General features: G+C 69.5%; 19 protein-coding genes. 13 read left to right on the top strand and 6 right to left on the bottom strand.

Annotation, left to right across the window (positions count from 1 at the left end; translation table 11 throughout):
* Nucleotides 1-15 precede the first annotated feature (15 nt).
* Genes AC5Y5B_RS02145 through AC5Y5B_RS02130 form a run of 4 tightly spaced genes read left to right on the top strand, consistent with a single transcriptional unit; the run spans nt 16 to nt 3,473 of the window.
* Nucleotides 16-1,677, top strand: a complete 1,662-nt coding sequence (locus AC5Y5B_RS02145) for a bifunctional uroporphyrinogen-III C-methyltransferase/uroporphyrinogen-III synthase (protein WP_112631594.1) — start codon at nt 16-18, stop codon at nt 1,675-1,677.
* The gene (gene hemB, locus AC5Y5B_RS02140) at nt 1,677-2,657 is read left to right on the top strand and encodes a porphobilinogen synthase (protein WP_112631593.1); all 981 of its coding nucleotides are present in this window, start codon (nt 1,677-1,679) and stop codon (nt 2,655-2,657) included. The genes AC5Y5B_RS02145 and hemB overlap by 1 nt, the downstream gene beginning before the upstream one ends.
* Before the next feature lie 13 nt (nt 2,658-2,670).
* Nucleotides 2,671-3,216 carry a transport-regulating membrane protein Mce1N gene (gene mce1N / locus AC5Y5B_RS02135; RefSeq protein WP_112631728.1) on the top strand — a complete coding sequence of 182 codons (546 nt, stop codon included), beginning with the start codon at nt 2,671-2,673 and terminating at the stop codon, nt 3,214-3,216.
* Nucleotides 3,213-3,473, top strand: a complete 261-nt coding sequence (locus AC5Y5B_RS02130) for a hypothetical protein (protein WP_500003148.1) — start codon at nt 3,213-3,215, stop codon at nt 3,471-3,473. The genes mce1N and AC5Y5B_RS02130 overlap by 4 nt, the downstream gene beginning before the upstream one ends.
* Here the strand turns inward: AC5Y5B_RS02130 and AC5Y5B_RS02125 are convergent.
* Entirely contained in the window at nt 3,457-3,897 is a 441-nt protein-coding gene (locus AC5Y5B_RS02125) for an STAS domain-containing protein (protein WP_112631591.1), read from the bottom strand. The two genes, AC5Y5B_RS02130 and AC5Y5B_RS02125, sit on opposite strands and share 17 nt — an antisense overlap.
* A 367-nt stretch (nt 3,898-4,264) precedes the next feature.
* Between AC5Y5B_RS02125 and AC5Y5B_RS02120 the strand changes: the two genes are divergently transcribed.
* Both AC5Y5B_RS02120 and AC5Y5B_RS02115 read left to right on the top strand, forming a co-directional pair.
* On the top strand, nt 4,265-5,500 hold the full coding sequence (locus tag AC5Y5B_RS02120; RefSeq protein ID WP_500003142.1) for an acyltransferase family protein: 1,236 nt from the start codon (nt 4,265-4,267) through the stop codon (nt 5,498-5,500).
* A gap of 90 nt (nt 5,501-5,590) precedes the next feature.
* Nucleotides 5,591-6,277: an Rv0518 family GDSL lipase gene (locus AC5Y5B_RS02115; protein WP_112631589.1), complete on the top strand. Its 687-nt coding sequence runs from the start codon at nt 5,591-5,593 to the stop codon at nt 6,275-6,277.
* A gap of 258 nt (nt 6,278-6,535) precedes the next feature.
* Here AC5Y5B_RS02115 and AC5Y5B_RS02110 read toward each other — a convergent pair whose 3' ends face one another.
* Together AC5Y5B_RS02110 and AC5Y5B_RS02105 are read right to left on the bottom strand one after the other, a co-directional pair.
* Complete coding sequence (locus AC5Y5B_RS02110) at nt 6,536-8,659, bottom strand: acyltransferase family protein (RefSeq protein ID WP_500003817.1); 2,124 nt, start codon at nt 8,657-8,659, stop codon at nt 6,536-6,538.
* Between the two features lie 51 nt (nt 8,660-8,710).
* A complete protein-coding gene (locus AC5Y5B_RS02105) occupies nt 8,711-9,574 on the bottom strand; it encodes an alpha/beta hydrolase (RefSeq protein ID WP_500003138.1) in 864 nt (287 codons plus the stop codon).
* A gap of 445 nt (nt 9,575-10,019) precedes the next feature.
* Here AC5Y5B_RS02105 and AC5Y5B_RS02100 point away from each other — a divergent pair, with 445 nt between their 5' ends.
* Genes AC5Y5B_RS02100 through AC5Y5B_RS02090 form a run of 3 tightly spaced genes read left to right on the top strand, consistent with a single transcriptional unit; the run spans nt 10,020 to nt 13,929 of the window.
* On the top strand, nt 10,020-11,165 hold the full coding sequence (locus tag AC5Y5B_RS02100; RefSeq protein WP_112631586.1) for an LLM class flavin-dependent oxidoreductase: 1,146 nt from the start codon (nt 10,020-10,022) through the stop codon (nt 11,163-11,165).
* A 7-nt stretch (nt 11,166-11,172) separates the two neighbouring features.
* Complete coding sequence (locus AC5Y5B_RS02095) at nt 11,173-12,528, top strand: MFS transporter (RefSeq protein ID WP_500003133.1); 1,356 nt, start codon at nt 11,173-11,175, stop codon at nt 12,526-12,528.
* Between the two features lie 42 nt (nt 12,529-12,570).
* A complete protein-coding gene (locus AC5Y5B_RS02090) occupies nt 12,571-13,929 on the top strand; it encodes an amino acid permease (RefSeq protein ID WP_500003131.1) in 1,359 nt (452 codons plus the stop codon).
* Between the two features lie 50 nt (nt 13,930-13,979).
* On the opposite strand, the gene AC5Y5B_RS02085 is transcribed toward AC5Y5B_RS02090, so the two are convergent.
* The 3 genes from AC5Y5B_RS02085 to AC5Y5B_RS02075 are packed head-to-tail and all read right to left on the bottom strand — an operon-like array spanning nt 13,980 to nt 16,492.
* Nucleotides 13,980-14,900 carry a ketopantoate reductase family protein gene (locus tag AC5Y5B_RS02085; RefSeq protein WP_500003128.1) on the bottom strand — a complete coding sequence of 307 codons (921 nt, stop codon included), beginning with the start codon at nt 14,898-14,900 and terminating at the stop codon, nt 13,980-13,982.
* Between the two features lie 13 nt (nt 14,901-14,913).
* Nucleotides 14,914-16,086 carry an enolase C-terminal domain-like protein gene (locus AC5Y5B_RS02080; RefSeq protein ID WP_500003124.1) on the bottom strand — a complete coding sequence of 391 codons (1,173 nt, stop codon included), beginning with the start codon at nt 16,084-16,086 and terminating at the stop codon, nt 14,914-14,916.
* 10 nt (nt 16,087-16,096) lie between these two features.
* Nucleotides 16,097-16,492, bottom strand: a complete 396-nt coding sequence (locus AC5Y5B_RS02075) for a nitroreductase family deazaflavin-dependent oxidoreductase (RefSeq protein ID WP_500003120.1) — start codon at nt 16,490-16,492, stop codon at nt 16,097-16,099.
* A gap of 197 nt (nt 16,493-16,689) precedes the next feature.
* Here AC5Y5B_RS02075 and hemL point away from each other — a divergent pair, with 197 nt between their 5' ends.
* The 4 genes from hemL (at nt 16,690) to AC5Y5B_RS02055 (ending at nt 20,081) form a co-directional block, all read left to right on the top strand.
* Entirely contained in the window at nt 16,690-18,039 is a 1,350-nt protein-coding gene (hemL, locus tag AC5Y5B_RS02070) for a glutamate-1-semialdehyde 2,1-aminomutase (RefSeq protein WP_500003118.1), read from the top strand.
* A complete protein-coding gene (locus tag AC5Y5B_RS02065; protein WP_500003116.1) occupies nt 18,039-18,647 on the top strand; it encodes a histidine phosphatase family protein in 609 nt (202 codons plus the stop codon). The genes hemL and AC5Y5B_RS02065 overlap by 1 nt, the downstream gene beginning before the upstream one ends.
* Nucleotides 18,648-18,717: 70 nt before the next feature.
* Nucleotides 18,718-19,305: a TlpA disulfide reductase family protein gene (locus tag AC5Y5B_RS02060; RefSeq protein ID WP_165821745.1), complete on the top strand. Its 588-nt coding sequence runs from the start codon at nt 18,718-18,720 to the stop codon at nt 19,303-19,305.
* The gene (locus AC5Y5B_RS02055; RefSeq protein WP_500003114.1) at nt 19,302-20,081 is read left to right on the top strand and encodes a cytochrome c biogenesis CcdA family protein; all 780 of its coding nucleotides are present in this window, start codon (nt 19,302-19,304) and stop codon (nt 20,079-20,081) included. Before AC5Y5B_RS02060 ends, AC5Y5B_RS02055 begins: the two co-directional genes overlap by 4 nt.
* Nucleotides 20,082-20,126 lie beyond the last annotated feature (45 nt).

Genomic DNA, 20,126 nt, shown 5'->3' with positions numbered 1-20,126 from the left:
TACGTGGGAGCGACAATGACGACGCGAGGGCGTAAGCCGACACCCGGCCGCATCACGTACGTGGGCTCCGGTCCGGGTGACCCGGGATTGCTGACGACCCGGGCCGCCACGGTGCTGGCGAACGCCGCCCTGGTGTTCACCGACCCTGACGTGCCTGAGCCGGTGCTGGCGCTGATCGGCAAAGACCTGCCACCGGTTTCCGGCCCGGCTCCAGCGGAGCCCGCCGCCTCCACCGGTGACGGCGGTGCCGACCAGGCCAAGGCTCAGCCGGCCGTGATCTCCGGTGGCCCGGACATCCGCCCGGCGCTGGGTGACCCCGCCGAGGTGGCCAAGACGCTGACCACCGAGGCGCGGACGGGCGTGGACGTGGTGCGGCTGGTTGCCGGCGACCCGTTGACGGTCGACGCGGTCATCACCGAGGTGAACGCCATCGCGCGCAGCCACCTGCACATCGAGATCGTGCCCGGGCTGGCCCCCACCGATGCCGTCCCGACCTATGCCGGGCTGCCGCTGGGCTCCTCGCACACCGTCGCCGACGTGCGCGACCCCCAGGTGGATTGGGAGGCGCTGGCCGCCGCACCCGGTCCGCTGATCCTGCAGGCCACGTCGTCGCATCTGGCCGACGCGGCGCGCACCCTGATCGAGCACGAGCTCGCCGAGAACACCCCGTGCGTGGTCACCGCGCACGGCACGACCTGCCAGCAGCGCTCGATCGAGACCACGTTGCACGGCCTGACCGACTCGGCGGTGCTGGGCGGCACCGACCCCGCCGGTCCGCTGACCGGACCGCTGGTGGTGACCATTGGCAAGACGGTGGCCAGCCGGGCGAAGCTGAACTGGTGGGAGAGCCGGGCGCTGTACGGCTGGACCGTGCTGGTGCCGCGGACCAAGGACCAGGCCGGCGAGATGAGCGAGCGCCTGACGTCCTACGGCGCCCTGCCCATCGAGGTGCCGACCATCGCCGTGGAGCCACCGCGCAGCCCCGCTCAGATGGAAAGGGCGGTCAAGGGATTGGTCGACGGCCGCTTCCAGTGGGTGGTGTTCACCTCCACCAACGCGGTGCGCGCGGTGTGGGAGAAGTTCGGCGAATTCGGTCTGGACGCGCGCGCGTTCTCCGGAGTGAAGATCGCGTGCGTGGGCGAGTCGACCGCCGACCGGGTGCGGGCGTTCGGGATCAGCCCCGAACTGGTGCCGGCCGGTGAACAGTCCTCGCTGGGTCTGCTCGACGACTTCCCGCCCTACGACAGCATTTTCGACCCGGTCAACCGGGTTCTGCTGCCGCGTGCGGACATCGCCACCGAGACGCTGGCCGAGGGTCTGCGCGAACGTGGTTGGGAGATCGAGGATGTCACCGCGTACCGGACGGTGCGGGCCGCCCCGCCACCGGCGGAGACGCGGGAGATGATCAAGACCGGCGGCTTCGACGCCGTGTGCTTCACGTCCAGCTCCACGGTGCGAAACCTGGTCGGCATCGCCGGCAAGCCGCACGCGCGGACGATCATCGCCTGCATCGGTCCCAAAACCGCTGAGACCGCAGCCGAATTCGGTCTGCGGGTGGATGTCCAGCCCGAGACCGCCGCGGTTGGTCCGCTGGTCGACGCGCTGGCCGAACACGCCGCGCGGTTGCGCGCCGAGGGTGCGCTGCCGCCGCCGCGCAAAAAGAGCCGCAGGCGCTAGTGTCGTACCCGCGGCAGCGCCCGCGTCGGCTTCGCACCACCCCGGCATTGCGCCGATTGGTGGCGCAAACCTCCTTGGAGCCAAGGCATTTGGTGCTGCCGATGTTCGTTGCCGACGGCATCGACGAACCACGGCCGATCACGTCCATGCCGGGCGTGGTGCAGCACACCCGTGACTCGTTGCGCAGCGCGGCCGCCAGTGCGGTCGCCGCGGGGGTGGGTGGGCTGATGCTGTTCGGCGTGCCACGCGACGAGGACAAGGATTCGATCGGGTCGGCCGGCACCGACGCCGACGGCATCCTCAACGTCGCGCTGCGGGACCTGGCCAAGGACCTCGGCGAGGCCACCGTGCTGATGGCCGACACCTGCCTGGACGAGTTCACGGACCACGGCCACTGCGGCGTCCTCGACGACCGGGGCCGGGTCGACAACGACGCCACCGTGGCCCGGTACGTGGAACTCGCTGTGGCGCAAGCTGAATCGGGCGCTCACGTGGTGGGGCCGAGCGGCATGATGGATGGACAGGTGGGGGCGATCCGCGACGGGTTGGACGCCGCGGGCTTCACCGACGTGGCGATTTTGGCCTACGCCGCCAAGTTCGCCTCGGTGTTCTACGGCCCGTTTCGTGAGGCCGTGAGCTCCAGCCTCTCCGGTGACCGCCGCACCTATCAGCAGGAGGCGGGCAACGCACGCGAGGCGCTGCGCGAGATCGAGCTCGATCTCGACGAGGGCGCCGACATCGTGATGATCAAGCCGGCGATGGGCTATCTCGACGTGGTCGCGGCCGCGGCCGACGTCTCGCCCGTGCCGGTCGCCGCCTACCAGGTGTCGGGGGAGTACGCGATGATTTGTGCTGCCGCCGCGAACAATTGGATCGACGAGCGCGCCGCGGCGCTGGAGTCACTGACCAGCATCCGGCGCGCCGGGGCCGATATCGTTCTCACCTATTGGGCCGCGGATGCGGCAGGGTGGCTTTCGTGAGATGGGGCTTGCGATGACCAGCGACACTGCAGCCAAGCCGTTGTTCTACGAACCCGGCGCTAGCTGGTGGTGGCTGGCGTGCGGCCCGCTCGCGGCGGTCGCGATGATCCTCATCGAAATTTGGAGCGGCGCCCCGGTGTCGCTGGTGGTCCCCGCGATCTTTCTGGTGCTCGTCTCGGCGTTCCTGGGGATACAGGTGAAGGCCGCGCGGATCCACGTGTCGGTCGAGCTGACCGAAGACGCCCTGCGCCAGGGCACCGAAACGATTCTGGTGCGCGAAATCGTCAAGGTGTATCCCGAGCCCGAGAATCACGAAGCCTCCGGGAAAGACCTGGCGCGCTGGCAATCGGCCCGGGCCCTGGGCGAACTGGTCGGGGTCCCGCGCGGGCGCGTCGGCATCGGCCTCAAGCTCACCGGCGACCGCACGGCCCAGGCCTGGGCGCGCCGTCACCGTCAGCTGCGGGACGCGCTGACCCCCCTGGTGCAGGAGCGGGTGGAGCCGACCGGCTCCGACGTCGTCGACGGGGATCGCGACGACGACGCCGGGGCGGCGCAATGAACGCCCGCTACCGCGCGATCGTCGAGCTCGGCCTGGCCTGCGCCGCGTTCGTGTGCTCGGGGCTGTCGTGGTGGCACTCGCATCACACCGTGTCGGTGGCGCCGATCGCGGACGGGCAGCCCTCCACCACGTCGGTGGTCTATGACCCTCAGCTGCTGCTGCTGACGCTGGTGTTGTTGACGACGGCCGGGGTGCTGGCGGTCATCGGCGGTGCCAGGCTGCGGCGCGCGCGCTCGCGCGCTACGACGGCTTCCTGACGAGCGGCAACGCCATCCGGCGGCGCAGAACGATGGCGTCGGCCCGGTCCTGCAGCGCCTCGTGAACCGAGCGCATGATCGGGAAGTTGGCGTCGTGACCGGTGTCGTCGAGCACCTGGGTCACCGCTGAACTGGCGACCAGGGTCCAATCCACCCCGGCGGCGCGACAATCGGCGTCGAACGCGTACAGCAGCGAGATGCCCGCCTCAGCAAATTCGCTGACGTCCGCCACGTCGAGCACCACGGGGTTTTCTCCGAGCGTGAAGCGCGCGATGTGATCGCTGAGGCGGTCGACGTTGTCGTCGTCGATCTCGCCGCGAATGTGCACCACCGTCGCCAGGTGGCGGTAGTGCGCCCGGACCTGTGCGCCGTCGCAGTCGAACACGCAGTTGTCGTGGCCAGTCTGGTTGCCTGCGACCGTCATGCAGACCCCTCACTCTCCGTGGCGTTCGCGCCGGCTTCGGGGGGCGCCTCCACGCTCACCAAAGTGTGATTAAAACGTTACGCCGCAAGCCTAAGGGGACCGGAAGCCGCGTCTAACGCTTTGCTAAGAAGCGGTGGCGGCCCCGCCCCGAATGGGGCGCTGAGCAAACGCCCAGCGGGCCGTCGGGCCCATGTAGTACCCCGGAACCCGGTATGCCACACCACAACCGTCCACCCGTGCCGACGATTGCGCTGCTAGGCTGCCAAAGCTGCCGGTTCTAGTCGGGGGGCTTGTGAAAAGGCGAGGTTTCCCGCTCGGCCGAAGTAGCGGGAGACGGAACGGCCACGATTCAAACGGGAAGAGCAGCGTGCGGGGCGTAGAGATCAGGGGCGAGATCACGGCCCTGACGGGGCTCCGTATCGTCGCCGCCCTCTGGGTGGTGCTGTTCCACTTCCGGCCGATGCTCGGCGACGTGTCGCCCGATTTCCGCGACGCCCTGGCCCCGGTGCTCAACTGCGGCGCCCAGGGCGTCGACCTGTTCTTCATCCTCAGCGGGTTCGTGCTGACGTACAACTATCTCGACCGCATGGGGCGGTCCTGGTCGACCCGCGCGACGCTGCATTTCCTGTGGCTGCGGCTGGCCCGGGTGTGGCCGGTGTACCTGGTTACCCTGCACCTGGCCGCCCTGTGGGTGATCTTCACCCTGCACGTCGGTCATGTGCCGTCGCCGGATGCCACGTCGCTCACCGCCATCAGCTACGTGCGCCAAATCCTGTTGGTGCAGTTGTGGTTTGTCCCGTTCTTCGACGACTCGAGTTGGGACGGGCCGGCCTGGTCGATCAGCGCGGAATGGCTGGCCTATGTGCTCTTCGCCGTCCTGGTGCTGGTGCTGTTGCGGATGAAACAGGCGACCAGGGCGCGCAGCCTGATGATCCTGGCCTTCGCGGCATCGCTGCCGCCGGTGGTGATGCTGCTCGCCAGCGGCCACTTCTACACGCCGTGGAGCTGGCTGCCGCGAATCGTCACCCAGTTCACCGCCGGCGCCCTGGCCTGTGCCGCGGTGCGCAGGTTACGGCTGAGCGACCGCGGCCGCCGCGCCGCCGGATACGTCTCTTTGCTTCTACTGGCCGCGATGGTGGGCGTGCTGTATTGGTTTGGCGCGCACCCGATCTCGGGGGTCGTGGAGAATGACAGCGGCGGCGTCGTCGACGTGTTGTTCGTTCCGCTGGTGATAACGCTGGCCGTCGGGCTCGGAAGCCTACCGCGGGTGCTGTCGACCCGAGTGATGGTGTACGGCGGCAAGATCTCGTTCTGCCTGTACATGGTGCATGAGCTCGTGCACACCTCCTGGGGATGGGCCGTGGAGCAATTCGAGCTCCCCACCCTGGATAACCCGTGGAAGTGGAACATCATCGGCCTGCTCGCGATCGCCCTGGGCGCCTCGGTGCTGCTGTATCACGGCGTCGAAGAGCCCGCCCGCCGCTGGATGCGCAAGATGGTCGATGTCAGGGCCATCAACGCGAGAAGCGATCCCGGCGAGCCGAACAGTAAGCTGCATCCGATCGACCGTCCGCTGGAAGCGGTTTCGGCCCGCGCGGTGTGATGGCCGCCTCAGCGGCCGGCCACGACTCACGGGGAATACTTGATGAGGACGCGGCGGCACCCGACTATGCCGTTGACAGTGGAGGTGAGAGTGAGTCGTCTGGCCACCTTTCTCATTGGGGTGAGTTTTCTGGCGGGCGTAGGCTTGGCATACCCGGCGCAGGTGCGCACCTACGAGACACTGACGCTCGACTTCCGGCTGAATCATGTGGCGGTGGTGGGGGATTCGTATACCACCGGAACCGATGAGGGCGGTCTGGGCTCTCGATCGTGGACGTCGCGCGCTTTTCAGGTGCTCGGCTCACGCGGTTCGCGGATCTCGGGCAGCGTGGCGGCCGAAGGCCGGGCCGGTTACGGCACGCCCGGGGACCACGGCAGCATCTTCGAGGATCTGACCCCCAGGGCGGTGCAGCCCGATGACGCGCTGGTGGTCTTCTTCGGCTCCCGCAACGACCAAGGGGTCGATCCCGGGTACCTGACCGAAAAAACGCACGCCGCTTTGGATCTGGCGCGCCGGCTGGCGCCGGCGGCGCGGCTGCTGGTGATCGGTCCGCCCTGGCCGACCGCCGACGTCCCGCCCTCGATGTTCTTGATCCGCGACATTCTCGGCGCTGCGGCCGGGGCGGCGGGGGCGACGTTCATCGATCCGATCGCCGAACACTGGTTCGTCGGCCGGCCCGATTTGATCGGTGCGGACGGCGTGCATCCCAATGACGCGGGGCATCAGTACATGGCGGACAAGATCGCTCCGCTGATACGCACGCAGCTGTCGACCTGACTCGGATGTGGCGGGCGGCTTGCCGGGCAGGCTGAACCCGCGAGGACACAGCGACTTTGGCCCAGACGTGGGGCTCAGTCGTCCGCGTGCCGCTCGTAGTCCCAGCGCTCCAAGCGGTCCTGCACATGCAGGAAGCCGATTCCGGCGAAGGGCGCGGCTACTGCGATGCAGACCAGCAACAGCGGAGACATGACCCTAAGACCTCCAAAAACCCTTCACTGATTTGACGTTGGTCAGCCATGAGAAGTTCATTGCTTTTCACCCGTTCGTCAGTGCGCGGTCCGCGAGTGCACCCAAAAGCGGTGCCACCAACTGCGCGTACTCGGTTGTCACGTGGTTGTCGTCGCGGAAAACCAGGGTGTTGCCGACGACGATCGGGCACCGGTCGGGGGTGCAGAACATGTCGGTCAGGTCGGCGTAGTGGCCACCGCTGCGGGCCGTCACCGCCTGTTCTGCGGCGATCCCGTCGCCATCCACCGCGGCGACTTTCGTTGGCGTACAGGCAGTTACGTCGTCAAGGTGGGCGGACAGGCAGGCCGGCGCGGACGAATGCGGGTCGGGTGCCGGCCCGAGCACCAGGACGGTCGCGCCGGTGCCGCGCAGCTGGACCACGGTGCGTCCGAGGGTGTCGATCCACGCCGGGTCGTAGGAGGTGAAGCCGAAGTCTCCGCCGTAGCGGCGGCTCATGTCCAGCACGATCAGGCGTGGGTGTTCGGCGTTCATCCGGCCCATGATCTGGGCGCGCCACTGTTCGCATTCGGTGTACTCGCGCCCCAGATACGGGCTCACGATGTGCAGGTCCTGCAGGGGGCAGGTCACCTTGGCCAGCGTCTCCAGTCGCCAGTGCCGTTGCTCGGCGAGCTGCTCGAACGCGGGATTCCACATGGCGGCGTGCGAGTCGCCGATCAGGGCGACGGTGGTCGGCGAGGCGGTGTCGCCCGTCGCGCATTCGCTTTGCCCGACATCGCGCCAGGACCGCACGCAGCCGTTGACGAACACCGCGGCCTTGTCGGCGGGCGCCTTGGCCAGCGGCGGGTCCAGGTTCGACGGGACCGCCCGCAGGCCGACGGCCGCCGCCAACGCCACCCGAGCCTGGTCGAACGCCTGACGGACCGCCGCTTCCTGCGGGCTGACGGCGGGCACGCTGGCCGGAGGAGTGGCGATGATGTTGGCGCGGGGAGCGGCCACCCCGTGGCCCACCGGCGCCGGTATCACGTTGAGCAGCAACATGCATGCGCACGCGGTGGCGGCACTCGCGCCGCCCGCCACCACCAGGCTGACTTTCGCCGACCGGCGCAGCGCGGCGGCGAAGCGGCCGGGATTCTCCACCAAGTGCAGCGTGATGACGGCGAGCCCGGCCGAGACGGCTGTCGCGCTCAGCCGGGCCGGTAGCCCCGCGGGCTCGCCGAGCAGCGCCGGCATCAGCAGCAGCACCGGCCAGTGCCACAGATACCAGGAGTAGGAGATCCGGCCGATCGCGCGCATCGCCGGGCGGCACAGCAGGCGGCCGGGCCCGAGCCCGCCCGTGACGGCGCCGCCGCCGAGGATCAGCGCGGTGCCCAGCACCGGCAACAGCGCCTCGGTGCCGGGATAGGGGGTGTGGGAGTTGAGCTGGGTGCAGGTCAGCAGGATCAACGCCAGCCCGCCCCACCCGACGATCGCCGCCGTTCGCAGCGACAGGCGCCGCCACTGCTGGATCGACAGGGCCACCAGGCCGCCGGCCGCCAGCTCCCAGGCGCGGGTGGGCAGCGAGAAGAACGCCCACGACGGCGAGGTGCGGGTCCACACCGCGCCCGCCGTCAACGACGCCGCCGCCACCACCGCGAGGACCACCGCGTACGGTGTGGCGCGCGTCGCGGCCGCGCGAACGCGTGGAATGCGACGCAGCGCCCAGGCCGTGGCGATGATGAGCAGCGGCCACAGCAGGTAGAACTGCTCCTCCACGCCCAACGACCAGTAGTGCTGGAACGGCGACGGCGCGTCGGCGGTCAGGTAGTCGGTGCCGCGCAGGGCGAACCGGTAGTTGCCGACGTACAGGGCGCTGGCGATGCCGTCGAGAAACACGCTGCGCGCCTGCAGCGGCGGCAGCACCGCGGCCGCGGCGATCGCCGTGATGGTGCCGACGATCGCCGCGGCCGGCAACAGCCGTCGGGCACGCGCACCGTAAAACCGGCCCAGCGCAACGGTATTCGTGGCGCTCGCCTCGCGAAACAGCAACCCGGTGATGAGGAAGCCGGAGATGACGAAGAAGACGTCCACGCCGATGTAGCCGCCGGTGACGCCCGGGACGCCGGCGTGGTAGAGCACCACGGCGATCACCGCGACGGCGCGCAATCCCTCGATGTCGGGCCGGAATCCCCTTCGGGAGGTCCGCCGCTCCACCTGTTGTGGGCTGCTGGCGACCGATCGCTCCCGAAGTGTCATCTGCGTGGGCTAGGTCGCCATCCAGGCCAGCTCGCCGGGCAGTTGACTTCGCCAGAAGGCGATGTCATGGCCGCCCAGCGAGAAGCTGCCCGCCGGTGGGGTCTTCAACTGGTAGACGAATTGCTTTGTGGCGAAATAGAAGCGGTCGAAGTTGCCGCAGTCCACCCGCAGCGGAATCGAATTCAGCGCCGGCAGCCCCAGCACACTGTTCTGCACGAAGTCGTCGTTGCTGTCGAACGCCCCGGGGGCGCTGGTCGCATACGAGGTGTACAGCGCCGGGCTGATCGCGCAGATGCCGGCGGTGCGCGCGGGCCCCAGCTTGGCGCCCAGGCGAAGCGCCCCGTAGCCACCCATCGACCACCCCATGAAGCCGACCCGGGAGGTGTCGAAACCCATCGTCGAGAGCATCGGCAGCAACTCGTCGAGCACCATGGCGCCGGAGTCCTCACCGGAAGTCCGTTTGTGCCAATAGGTGTTGCCGCCGTCGACGCCGACCACCGCGAACGGCGGCCTGCCCTCCTTGACCAGCTGGGCCAGCGCGTCCGGGACGCCCATGTCGAGCATCTGGTTGGCGTCGCCGTCCACGCCGTGCAGGGCGATGACGGGGCGCAGCATCCCGGTCTGACCCGGCGGCACCGCGATCACGTAGTTGGTCTTGATGCCACCCCGGGCGGCGGAGACGAACGAACCGGTCAGCTTGGTCGGCAGGGTCTTGCCCGCCGTCGGCGGCTCGAACGGCGCGGGAGCCTGCGGCAACGTCGCGGCGCGCGACGGGCCGGGGGCCAGCAGGGAGCTGAACGCGAGCACGCCGGCGGCCCCGAGGGTGCCACCGGCGCCCATCCGGAGCACCGCTCGGCGTGTGAGGTCAGGCATGATCGCAATGATGCCGCGCTGACCGGGGATTACCCGCCGAGCCACGCCGTATTGGAAGCATTGTGTGATCCGGCGTGACCTTCCGGTCACGAAGCGGTGATCTTTTTCGCGTGTCGGGTCCGCGCCGGCCGGGGCGATCGTGGCGCCGGGTTGCGGCCTCGCTCGGGGTCGTTGTCATCGTAGCGCCGATGTCGCCGATTGCCGCCGGTCGAATCATTGCGATCGTATTGCCTTCTGGGACAGCCCAGATGCGGTGCGCGCGCGGCGTCGATCCGGTGCCTCCAGGTCGGCGTCCCAGCGTCCGGTGCCGCGGGCCGCCGTGCCGATCGCGGTGTCCGGACGGGGATGCAATCTCGCAGGTTTCAACCCTCGCCTCCCGGCGGCGATTTCAGCAGGATGGGCGATTGCTGCACAGGGCGAAAGCGGAGCGAAAGAGGATTGTGAAGTGAGTCTCGCGTTTCATTGGTTTCTGCCGACCTACGGCGATTCGCGCAATCTCGTGGCGGGCGGGCACGGCACGCCGATGTCGGGCAACCGGCCCGCGACACTGAAATACCTGCACCAGATCTGTACGGCCGCCGAAGACAACGGTTTCGAAGCGGTCCTCACGCCGACGGGATTGTGGTGTGAGGACGCGTGGTTGACCACCGCGATGCTGGTCGAATCGACCGAGACCCTGAAATTCCTGGTCGCGTTCCGTCCCGGGATGCTGAGTCCCACCCTGGCCGCCCAGATGGCCGGGACCTTCCAGCGGCACTCGGACGGGCGGCTGCTGCTCAATGTCGTCACCGGCGGTGAACCGCACGAGCAGCGCGCCTACGGCGACTTCCTGGACAAACAGGCCCGGTATGCCCGCACCGCCGAGTTCTTGCACGTGGTGCGCCAACTGTGGACCGCCAACGAGCCGGTGACCTTCACCGGCGAACACATTCAGGTCGAGGGTGCGCAACTGAACAACCCGCCCGACCCGATACCGGCGGTGTTCTTCGGTGGGTCCTCGGCATCCGCCGGACCGGTCGCGGCCAAACACGCCGACGTGTACCTCACCTGGGGCGAACCGCTGACCGCGGTCGCCAAGAAGCTGGACTGGATTCGCGGGCTGGCCGTCGACGCAGGCCGAATCCTGCAGTACGGCTTGCGGATTCATGTGATCAGCCGAGATACGTCCGCCGAGGCGTGGGCCGAGGCCGATAGGTTGCTGTCCGCGATCGACCCGGCCGACATCGAGCGGGTGCAACACAGCCTGGCGCGCAGCGAATCCGAAGGCCAGCGCCGCATGCGGGAGCTGCATGGCGGTGACAGCAGCAGATTGCTGGTCGCGCCCAACCTGTGGGCCGGGGTCGGCCTGGTCCGTGGGGGAGCGGGCACCGCCCTGGTCGGATCGCACGCCGAGGTCGCCGAAAGACTGTCCGAATACGCCAAATTGGGCATCTCCCACTTCATCTTGTCGGGATATCCGCATCTGGAAGAGGCCTACTGGTTCGGCGAGGGCGTGCTGCCGATTCTGGAGCGAATGGGGTTGTGGCGCCACCCCAATCGCCAGTCGCACCCGGTCGCGGGAACGCCGTTCGCGATCGCCTCGGCGCACTAAACGGATCATGGCAGCCATCCTGCCCGCGTCCGCGCCCGCCGGCCGGGCGCCCGACGCGGACCCGCCTTTGCATGAATCCACCGAGCAGCGGCGCCGCCGGTTGCGCATCGTGGTCGCGGCGAGCCTGCTGGGCACCACAGTCGAGTGGTACGACTTCTTCCTGTACGCCACCGCGGCCGGCCTGGTATTCAACAAGGTCTTCTTCCCCAACGAGAGTTCCTTGGTGGGAACGCTTTTGGCGTTCGCGACCTTCGCCGTCGGGTTCGTCATGCGGCCCATCGGCGGGCTGGTGTTCGGCCACATCGGCGACCGGATCGGCCGCAAGCGCAGCCTGGCGCTGACCATGCTCATCATGGGCGGCGCGACGGCGCTGATCGGGGCGTTGCCGACCGCCGCCCAGATCGGGGTGTGGGCGCCGGTGCTGCTGCTCGCCCTGCGGGTGCTGCAGGGTTTCGCGCTCGGCGGCGAGTGGGGCGGCGCGGTGCTGCTGGCCGTCGAACACAGCCCCGGCGACCGGCGCGGCCGCTACGGGGCCATTCCGCAAGTCGGGTTGGCCCTGGGGCTGGCCTTGGGCACCGGCGTGTTCGCCTTCCTGCAGTTTGTCCTGGGCCAGACGCGTTTTCTGTCCTACGGCTGGCGCATCGGCTTCCTGCTGAGCGTGCTGCTGGTGGCGATCGGTGTGGTGGTGCGGCTGCGGGTCGAAGAGACCCCGGCGTTCCGTGAGTTGGGCGAGCTCGAGGCGGCGTCCACCGTCCCCATCCGGGAGATCGTCCGTGAACCCCGATCCCGGCGAAACACCTTGCTGGGGTTGTTGTCTCGCTGGGCGGAGGGTTCGGCGTTCAACACCTGGGGCGTCTTCGCGATCAGCTACGCCAGCGGCGCCCTGGGCTTCGACAAGGTCTCGGTTCTGGTCGTGGTGACGATCGCAGCCCTGCTGATGGCGGTGCTGCTGCCCGTGTCGGGAGCATTGACCGACCGGTATGGCGCACGCCGGGTGTATCTGGTCGGTGTCGCCCTCTACGGCGTGGCGGCCTTTCCGGCGTTCGCCTTGTTCGGCACCAGGAACCTGGTCTGGTTCGGGCTGGCGATGGTCCTGGTGTTCGGTGTCGTGCACGCGGTGTTCTACGGCGCCCAGGGCACCCTGTACTCGTCGCTGTATCCCACCGGCACCCGCTACACCGGTTTGTCGTTCGTCTACCAGTTCTCCGGGGTGTACGCGTCCGGGGTGACGCCGATGATTCTCACCTCGCTGATCGCGGCCGTCGGCGGTGCGCCGTGGCTGGCCTGCGGGTATCTGGTTGCCACGGCGGTGATCAGCGTGATCGCCACGGCGCTGATCCGCGATCGCGACCTCTACCTGTAGGTCGTTGTTGCTGCGGGCACCAAAGCCCGCTAGCGTCCGGGCATGGCTAGCAATCCGCAACTGCGCCAAGGACTGTCGCAGCGGCAACTCGGCATGATCGCCCTCGGCGGCGTGATCGGCGCCGGCTTGTTCGTCGGATCCGGAGTGGTGATCAAGGACACCGGGCCGGCCGCGTTCCTCACCTACGCGCTGTGCGGTCTGCTCATCGTGCTGGTGATGCGGATGCTGGGCGAGATGGCGGCCGCGAACCCCTCGACCGGATCGTTCGCCGACTATGCGGCCAAGGCCCTGGGCGGCTGGGCGGGATTCTCGGTCGCGTGGCTGTATTGGTACTTCTGGGTGATCGTGGTGGGCTTCGAGGCGGTTGCCGGCGGCAAGGTGCTCAACTACTGGTTCCACGCACCGCTATGGCTGCTGTCGTTGTGCCTGATGGTGTTGATGACGGCCACCAACCTGTTCTCCGTGTCGTCCTTCGGCGAATTCGAATTCTGGTTCGCCGGAATCAAAGTCGCGACCATCGTGATCTTTCTGGCCGTGGGAACGGTCTACGTGCTGGGACTGGTGCCGGGACATCGCGGCGGTCTGGCCAATCTGGAGTCGCACGGCGGGTTCTTTCCGCATGGCGTCGGCGCGGTGTTCGCCGCCATCGTGGTGGTGATCTTCTCGATGGTGGGCGCCGAGATCGTCACCGTCGCGGCCGCGGAAAGCCGCGACCCGCAGCTCGCGGTCCAGAGGGCGACCCGATCGGTGGTGGCGCGCATCGGGATCTTCTTCGTCGGTTCGGTCTTCCTGCTCGTGGCGCTGTTGCCGTGGGACTCCGTGGAACTCGGTGCCTCGCCGTACGTGGCGGCGCTCAAACACATGGGGCTCGCCGGTGCGGATCAGGTGATGAACGCGGTGGTGTTGACCGCGGTCCTGTCCTGCCTGAACTCCGGTCTCTACACCGCGTCGCGGATGCTGTTCGTGCTCGCCGAGCGGGGCGAGGCGCCGATGCGGTTGGTCAGATTGAGCGGGCGCGGCGTTCCCCACGTCGCGATCCTGTGCTCGTCGGCCGTCGGATTCGGATGCGTCATCATGGCGCGGGTCGCGCCCAACACGGTGTTCTTGTTCCTGCTCAACTCGTCGGGCGCCATCATCTTGTTCGTCTACTGGCTGATCGCCTGCTCGCAGATCATCCTGCGCCGCCGCACACCCGCCGAAAAACTGACGGTGAAAATGTGGTGCTACCCGGTGCTGTCGATTCTCACGCTGGCCGGAATCACCGCCGTGCTGGTGCAAATGGCGTTCGACCACGCGGCGCGCAGCCAGCTATGGCTCAGCCTGCTGTCCTGGGCGGTGGTGATCGGCCTGTACTTCCTTGCCCGCTCCCGCGGCCGCATCCGGGTCGCTTCGGGGGATTAGGGTCCTCCCCGCGCCGGTGTGGCCCTTAGCGGTCCGGGCCGCGGCAAAGCTCAGCTGCGCCACTGCCGTTCGATCGACTTGATCAGCGCGGTCAGCGTCGCGTTCACCGGCGCCGCAACCCCGACCCGGGCGCCCTGACGGGGCACCGCGCCGTTGATGACGTCGATCTCGCTCACCCGGCGCGCCTCGTGGTCCAGCAGCGCCGACGGTTTCGCGTCGGGCATCTGCGCGCCGAACGCGCGGACGTGTGCGACGGGGTCGGCGACGGCGATGGCGATGCCCGACGCCCGCGCGACGGTCCACGCCTCCGTGGCGGCGGCCTGGCTGACCGGCGCCATCTCGGGGTCGTCCATCACCTGCCCGACAGTCATGCCGGTGAGCGCGCACGGCGCGCTGTAGGCGGCGTTGCAGATCAGCTTCTCCCACTGCATGGCGGCGATGTCGGTGACCGCGGCCGCGTCGAATCCGGCTTCGGTCCACGCCCTCGCGATCGTTTCGACCGCCGCGAGCGGCAGCGACGAGTGCGCCCCGAACCGCATGGCCTTCATGGCGTTGTGGCGCACGTGCCCGGGCGCCACCGTGGCCGCGCCGAAACCGCTGGCGATGCCGACAACGACCCGCTGGTGGCCGACGACGCCGGCCACGGTCTCCGCCGAGCCCAGGCCGTTCTGGATGGTCAGCACCGGCGTGGCTGCCTCCAGCATCGGAAGCGCTTGCTGCGCACCGGTTGTCACGTCGGCCGCCTTCACGGCGAGCACGATCAGATCCATCGCCTCGGCAGGGGCGGTGGTGCTCGCCCGCAGCGGCACCACCTGGTCGTAACCGGGGCCGGTGACCCGCAGCCCGTGCCGGGCGATCTGATCGATGCTCGGCTGGTAGCGGTCGATGGCCAGCACGTCGTTGCCCGCCGCGGCCAGCCGGGCCGCGTAGATGGAACCCATTGCGCCGCAGCCGATTACCGCGACTCGCATCCGCACTCTCCCGTCAGGTGGTCAGCTCGGCGATCAGGTCGGCCAGGCCGGTCTTCTGCTCGAGCCCGAACCCGGCTGCGTCGGTCGGAGAGATCCGGCCGGCCGTCGGCGCGCAGGCCTCGGGGTAACCGCCGAACGGCGCGAACACGCCGGGATAGGCCTCACAGCCGCCGAGGCCCAACCCCGCCGCGACGTGCAGGTTGATCAGGTGACCGCCGTGCGGGAACGCGAAGGCGCGATCGAAGCCGTGGGCCGCCGCGACGTCGAGCATCCGGAGGTATTCGGTCAACCCGTAGCTCAGGCCCGGATCCATCTGGAAGACATCATGATTGGGCCGCATCCCGCCATAGCGCACCAGATTGGTCACCTCCGGCACCGAGAACAGGTTTTCACCGGTGGCCACCGCGCCGTCGTAGCACTCCGTCACCACCCGGTTCAGCGCGTAATCCAGCGGATCGCCCGGCTCTTCGTACCAGCGCAGCCCGTAGGGAGCCAGCGCGGCCGCCCACCGGGTGGCCGCGTCCCGGTCGAAGCGGCCGTTCGCGTCCACCGCGACCCGGCCCGCGTCGCCCACGACATCGATGACGGCCTCGATCCGCTCGAGATCCTCGCCCAGCGGGGCGCCGCCGATCTTCATCTTGACCGCGTCATAGCCCGCGTCGAGATACCCGCGCATTTCCCGGCGCAGCTGTTCGACACCGCCCTGGGCGTAGTAGTAGCCGCCGGCGGCGTACACCGGCACCGACGGCGCCGGTGTCCGTCCGGCGTGGCGGGCGATGGTCACGCAGACCGGCTCGTCGCGCAGTTTCGCGTTCAGATCCCAGCAGGCCAGTTCCAGGGCGGCGGCGGCCGCGGCCCGGTCCCCGTGGCCGCCGGGCTTCTCGTCGGCCACGGCGCACGCCAAAACCGCGGCGGGATCCACACATCCGGAGCCGTGCAGCAGCTCGTCGGGGCGGGCCGCCAGCACCCGCGGGATCATCCGGTCGCGCAGGATCCCGCCCTGGGCAAACCGCCCGATCGAATCGAACGCCACGCCCACCACCGGCCGTCCGCGCCGGATCACGTCGGTGATCACCGCGACCAGTGAGACGGTGTGGTGGGAGAAGTCGACCACCGCGTTGGCGGGCCCGCCGCGCCGACCGCCGTCCAGGCCGACCGATCGTTCGACGATCGACGTGATCCGCATCACCCGGTAGTCAGGAAGTCCGGGTGAGCAACACCGCCTGCTCGAACGGCAGCCTCGCGAAAACCGGTCGCATCCTGCGTGTTACGTGCGCCGCGGCCTCGTCCTTGGTGACCACGCGCGGATCGGCGATGCCGAATTCCTTGGCCTTGGTGCGCAGTCGGCCGCCGCCAGCGGCTTTCAGGTTCTTCAGCCAATCCCGGTCCGGGCCATAGGTCAGCAGGATGGCCACCCCGGGTTTGCCCCCGACAGTGGTGTTGAACACAGTGACCGGTGTGCGGTACGGCTTGCCCGAGCGCCGCCCGACGTGCTCGACGATCCCGAACGGCGGGAGCCACCCGGCCCACATCCGCTGGATCGGGTTCGTGACGTGCCGGTTGAACCGGGCAAGCCCTTGTGGGAATTGCATACGGCTATCCAACTCGCGGCGCAGGGCCAGGACAACCCACTTGTCGGCGCGGCCGCGCGCCGCCAGTTCATCGCGGCGCGGGAAGCCGGTGGGCAGGACGCCGAGTAACCGGCCACCGGGACCGCCTCGGCTTCGTTCAGCACGGTCTGCTACACCCTGTAGTGGAATGTCGCGCGCGGGCTGGGACACTGGTCGTCATGGGAAGCAGTGATCAGGCGACCGCGCACGCCGCCGGGGCCCGCCGGGCTACGGCGGCCTCGGCCCGGTTGTTCGAGGATGCCTGCGCCGTCATTCCCGGCGGGGTGAACTCCCCGGTCCGCGCGTTCACCGCGGTGGGCGGGACGCCGCCGTTCATCACCGACGCCCGCGGGTACCTGCTGACCGACGCCGACGGCAACCGCTACGTGGACCTGGTCTGCTCGTGGGGGCCGATGATCCTGGGGCACGCGCACCCGGCCGTCGTCGAGGCGGTGGCCAAGGCGGCCGCGTCGGGCCTGTCGTTCGGGGCGCCCACCCCGGCCGAGAGCGAGCTGGCCGCCGAGATGATCGGGCGGGTGGCACCGGTCGAACGGATCCGGCTGGTGAACTCCGGCACCGAGGCCACCATGAGCGCGGTGCGACTGGCCCGCGGCTTCACCGGCCGGGCCAAGGTCGTCAAGTTCTCCGGCTGCTACCACGGCCACGTCGACGCGTTGCTCGCCGACGCCGGCTCCGGGGTGGCGACGCTGGGGTTGCCGTCCTCGCCCGGGGTCACCGGTGCGACGGCGGCCGACACAATCGTGTTGCCCTACAACGACATCGACGCCGTACGACAGACGTTCACCCGGTTCGGCGATCAGATCGCGGCGGTGATCACCGAGGCCAGCCCCGGCAACATGGGCGTGGTCCCACCCGCGCCCGGTTACAACGCGGCGCTGCGCGCGATCACCGCCGAGCACGGCGCGCTGCTGATCATCGACGAGGTGATGACCGGCTTCCGGGTCAGCCGAAGTGGTTGGTATGGAATCGATCCCGTCGACGCCGACCTGTTCACCTTCGGCAAGGTGATGAGCGGCGGGCTGCCGGCCGCCGCGTTCGGTGGGCGCGCCGAGGTGATGGAGCGGCTCGCGCCGCTGGGCCCGGTCTATCAGGCCGGCACGCTGTCGGGGAACCCGGTCGCGATGGCCGCCGGGCTGGCGACCCTGCGCAGCGCCGACGCCGCCGCGTATGCGGCCCTGGACGCCAACGCCGATCGCCTGGCCGGGCTGTTCTCCGATGCGCTGACGAATGCCGGTGTGCCGCATCAGATTCCGCGTGCCGGCAACATGCTGAGCGTGTTCTTCTCCGACACGCCGGTGACGGACTTCGCGTCCGCGCGGGCCACCCAGACCTGGCGCTATCCGCCGTTCTTCCACGCCCTGCTGGACGCGGGCGTGTACCCGCCGTGCAGCGCGTTCGAGGCGTGGTTCGTCTCGACCGCGCTGGACGACGCCGCGTTCGACCGCATCGCCGACGCGCTGCCCGCCGCGGCCAGGGCCGCCGCGCAAGCAGAGGAGGGCAAGTCCTGATGGCCGAGCGCACCCGGGTGCACGTCGTGCGGCACGGCGAGGTGTACAACCCGAGCGGCATCCTCTATGGCCGGCTGCCCGGGTTCCACCTCTCGGAGAACGGCCAGGCGCAGGCGGCCGCGGTGGCCGGGGCGCTGGCTCACCGCGACATCGTCGCCGTGATCGCCTCGCCGCTGCAGCGGGCCCAGGAGACCGCCGCGCCCATCGCCGCCGCGCACGGGCTGGCCGTGGACACCGACCCGGATCTCATCGAATCGGCCAACTTCTTCCAGGGCCGCCGCGTCAGCCCGGGCGACGGCGCGTGGCGCGACCCGCGGGTGTGGTGGCAACTGCGCAACCCCTTCCGGCCGTCCTGGGGTGAGCCGTACGCCGAGATCGCGGCCCGGATGCAGACGGCGGTGGACAAGGCCCGCGCCCGTGCCGCCGGCCACGAGGTGGTGTGCGTCAGCCACCAACTCCCGGTGTGGACGCTGCGGCTGCACGTGACCGGCCGCCGGCTGTGGCACGACCCGCGGCGGCGGCAGTGCGGGCTCGCGTCGGTGACCACCCTGGTCTACGACGGCGACCGTCTTCTCGACGTCGAGTACTGCGAACCGGCGGCGCCTTGATCGCGCGCCGACGACGATGCAGAGCGAAGCGATGAGGAGGAGTGGCGCCTTGGCCCTGCGACCACAGGCGATGGCCGGGGTGGTGCTGGCGGCGCTGCTGCCGGCCCTGCTCGGCGGCTGCTCCGCCGGGCACGACGCCGTCGCCCAGGGTGGCACCTTCGAATTCGTCTCGCCCGGCGGCAAGACCGACATCTACTACGACCCGCCGTCGCGCCGGGGCCGCCCCGGACCGCTGTCCGGCCCCGACCTGGCCGACCCCGCGCACACGCTCTCGCTGGACGACCCGATCTTCGCGGGCCGGGTCGTGGTCATCAACATCTGGGGCCAGTGGTGCGGCCCATGCCGCGCCGAGGTCACCCAGCTGCAGCAGGTGTATGACGCCACCCGCGGCGCCGGGGTGTCCTTCCTCGGCATCGACGTCCGGGACAACAACCGGCAGGCGGCGCTGGATTTCGTCAACGACCGCCAGGTGACGTTCCCGTCCATCTACGACCCGGCGATGCGCACCCTGATCGCGTTCGGCGGCAAATACCCGACGACGGTGATCCCGTCCACGCTGGTCCTGGACCGTCAGCACCGCGTCGCGGCGGTCTTCCTGCGCGAACTGCTGGCGACCGACCTGCGGCCGGTGGTGCAGCGGATGGCCCAAGAACAATGACCGGATTCACCCAGATCGCCGCCGCCGGACCGCTTCTGGTGGCCCTCGGTGTGTGCCTGCTGGCGGGGCTGGTGTCCTTCGCCTCGCCGTGCGTGGTGCCGCTGGTGCCCGGCTACCTGTCCTACCTGGCCGCGGTCGTCGGGGTGGACGAACAGCCGCCGGCCGGTGCAACCAAGGCCCCACCGGGCGCCCGGTGGCGGGTCGCGGGGTCCGCGGCGTTGTTCGTCGCCGGGTTCACCACGGTGTTCGTGCTGGGCACCGTCGCCGTCCTCGGCATGACGACCACACTGATCACCAACCAACTGCTGCTGCAGCGGGCCGGGGGCGTGCTGACCATCGTCATGGGCCTGGTGTTCGTGGGCCTCATCCCGGCCCTGCAACGCCAGGCCCGGTTCAGTCCGCGGCAGCTGACTACGGTCGCCGGCGCGCCGGTGCTGGGCGCGGTGTTCGCGTTGGGCTGGACGCCGTGCCTGGGTCCGACGCTGGCCGGCGTGATCACCGTCGCCTCGGCCACCGACGGCGCCAGCGTGGCGCGCGGCATCGTGTTGGTGATCGCGTACTGCCTGGGGCTGGGCATCCCGTTCGTGCTGCTGGCGTTCGGCTCGGCGGGCGCGGTCGGCGGACTGGGCTGGCTGCGCCGGCACACCAGGGCCATCCAGATCTTCGGCGGCGTCCTGCTGATCACGGTCGGCGCGCTGCTGGTCACCGGGGTGTGGAACGACTTCGTCTCGTGGCTGCGGGACGCGTTCGTGTCCGACGTGAGGTTGCCGATTTGAGGCGCCTTCTCGCCGTGGCCCGCAACACCTGGCGCGCGCTGACCT

This window comes from Mycobacterium sp. NGS33 (assembly GCF_059812885.1).
The sequence above is the reverse complement of the archived record's forward strand: the minus strand, read 5'-3'. Positions and strand labels throughout refer to the sequence as shown.

What these genes read in the sequence shown, in the direction of transcription:
- AC5Y5B_RS02055 (WP_500003114.1), top strand. Translation starts at nt 19,302, where the DNA reads ATGACCGGATTCACCCAGATCGCCGCCGCCGGACCGCTTCTGGTGGCC.
- AC5Y5B_RS02095 (WP_500003133.1), top strand. Translation starts at nt 11,173, where the DNA reads ATGGCAGCCATCCTGCCCGCGTCCGCGCCCGCCGGCCGGGCGCCCGAC.
- AC5Y5B_RS02080 (WP_500003124.1), bottom strand. Translation starts at nt 16,086, where the DNA reads ATGCGGATCACGTCGATCGTCGAACGATCGGTCGGCCTGGACGGCGGT.
- AC5Y5B_RS02085 (WP_500003128.1), bottom strand. Translation starts at nt 14,900, where the DNA reads ATGCGAGTCGCGGTAATCGGCTGCGGCGCAATGGGTTCCATCTACGCG.
- AC5Y5B_RS02090 (WP_500003131.1), top strand. Translation starts at nt 12,571, where the DNA reads ATGGCTAGCAATCCGCAACTGCGCCAAGGACTGTCGCAGCGGCAACTC.
- AC5Y5B_RS02075 (WP_500003120.1), bottom strand. Translation starts at nt 16,492, where the DNA reads ATGCAATTCCCACAAGGGCTTGCCCGGTTCAACCGGCACGTCACGAAC.
- AC5Y5B_RS02105 (WP_500003138.1), bottom strand. Translation starts at nt 9,574, where the DNA reads ATGCCTGACCTCACACGCCGAGCGGTGCTCCGGATGGGCGCCGGTGGC.
- AC5Y5B_RS02130 (WP_500003148.1), top strand. Translation starts at nt 3,213, where the DNA reads ATGAACGCCCGCTACCGCGCGATCGTCGAGCTCGGCCTGGCCTGCGCC.
- hemL (WP_500003118.1), top strand. Translation starts at nt 16,690, where the DNA reads ATGGGAAGCAGTGATCAGGCGACCGCGCACGCCGCCGGGGCCCGCCGG.
- AC5Y5B_RS02060 (WP_165821745.1), top strand. Translation starts at nt 18,718, where the DNA reads ATGGCCGGGGTGGTGCTGGCGGCGCTGCTGCCGGCCCTGCTCGGCGGC.
- AC5Y5B_RS02125 (WP_112631591.1), bottom strand. Translation starts at nt 3,897, where the DNA reads ATGACGGTCGCAGGCAACCAGACTGGCCACGACAACTGCGTGTTCGAC.
- mce1N (WP_112631728.1), top strand. Translation starts at nt 2,671, where the DNA reads ATGACCAGCGACACTGCAGCCAAGCCGTTGTTCTACGAACCCGGCGCT.
- AC5Y5B_RS02145 (WP_112631594.1), top strand. Translation starts at nt 16, where the DNA reads ATGACGACGCGAGGGCGTAAGCCGACACCCGGCCGCATCACGTACGTG.
- AC5Y5B_RS02065 (WP_500003116.1), top strand. Translation starts at nt 18,039, where the DNA reads ATGGCCGAGCGCACCCGGGTGCACGTCGTGCGGCACGGCGAGGTGTAC.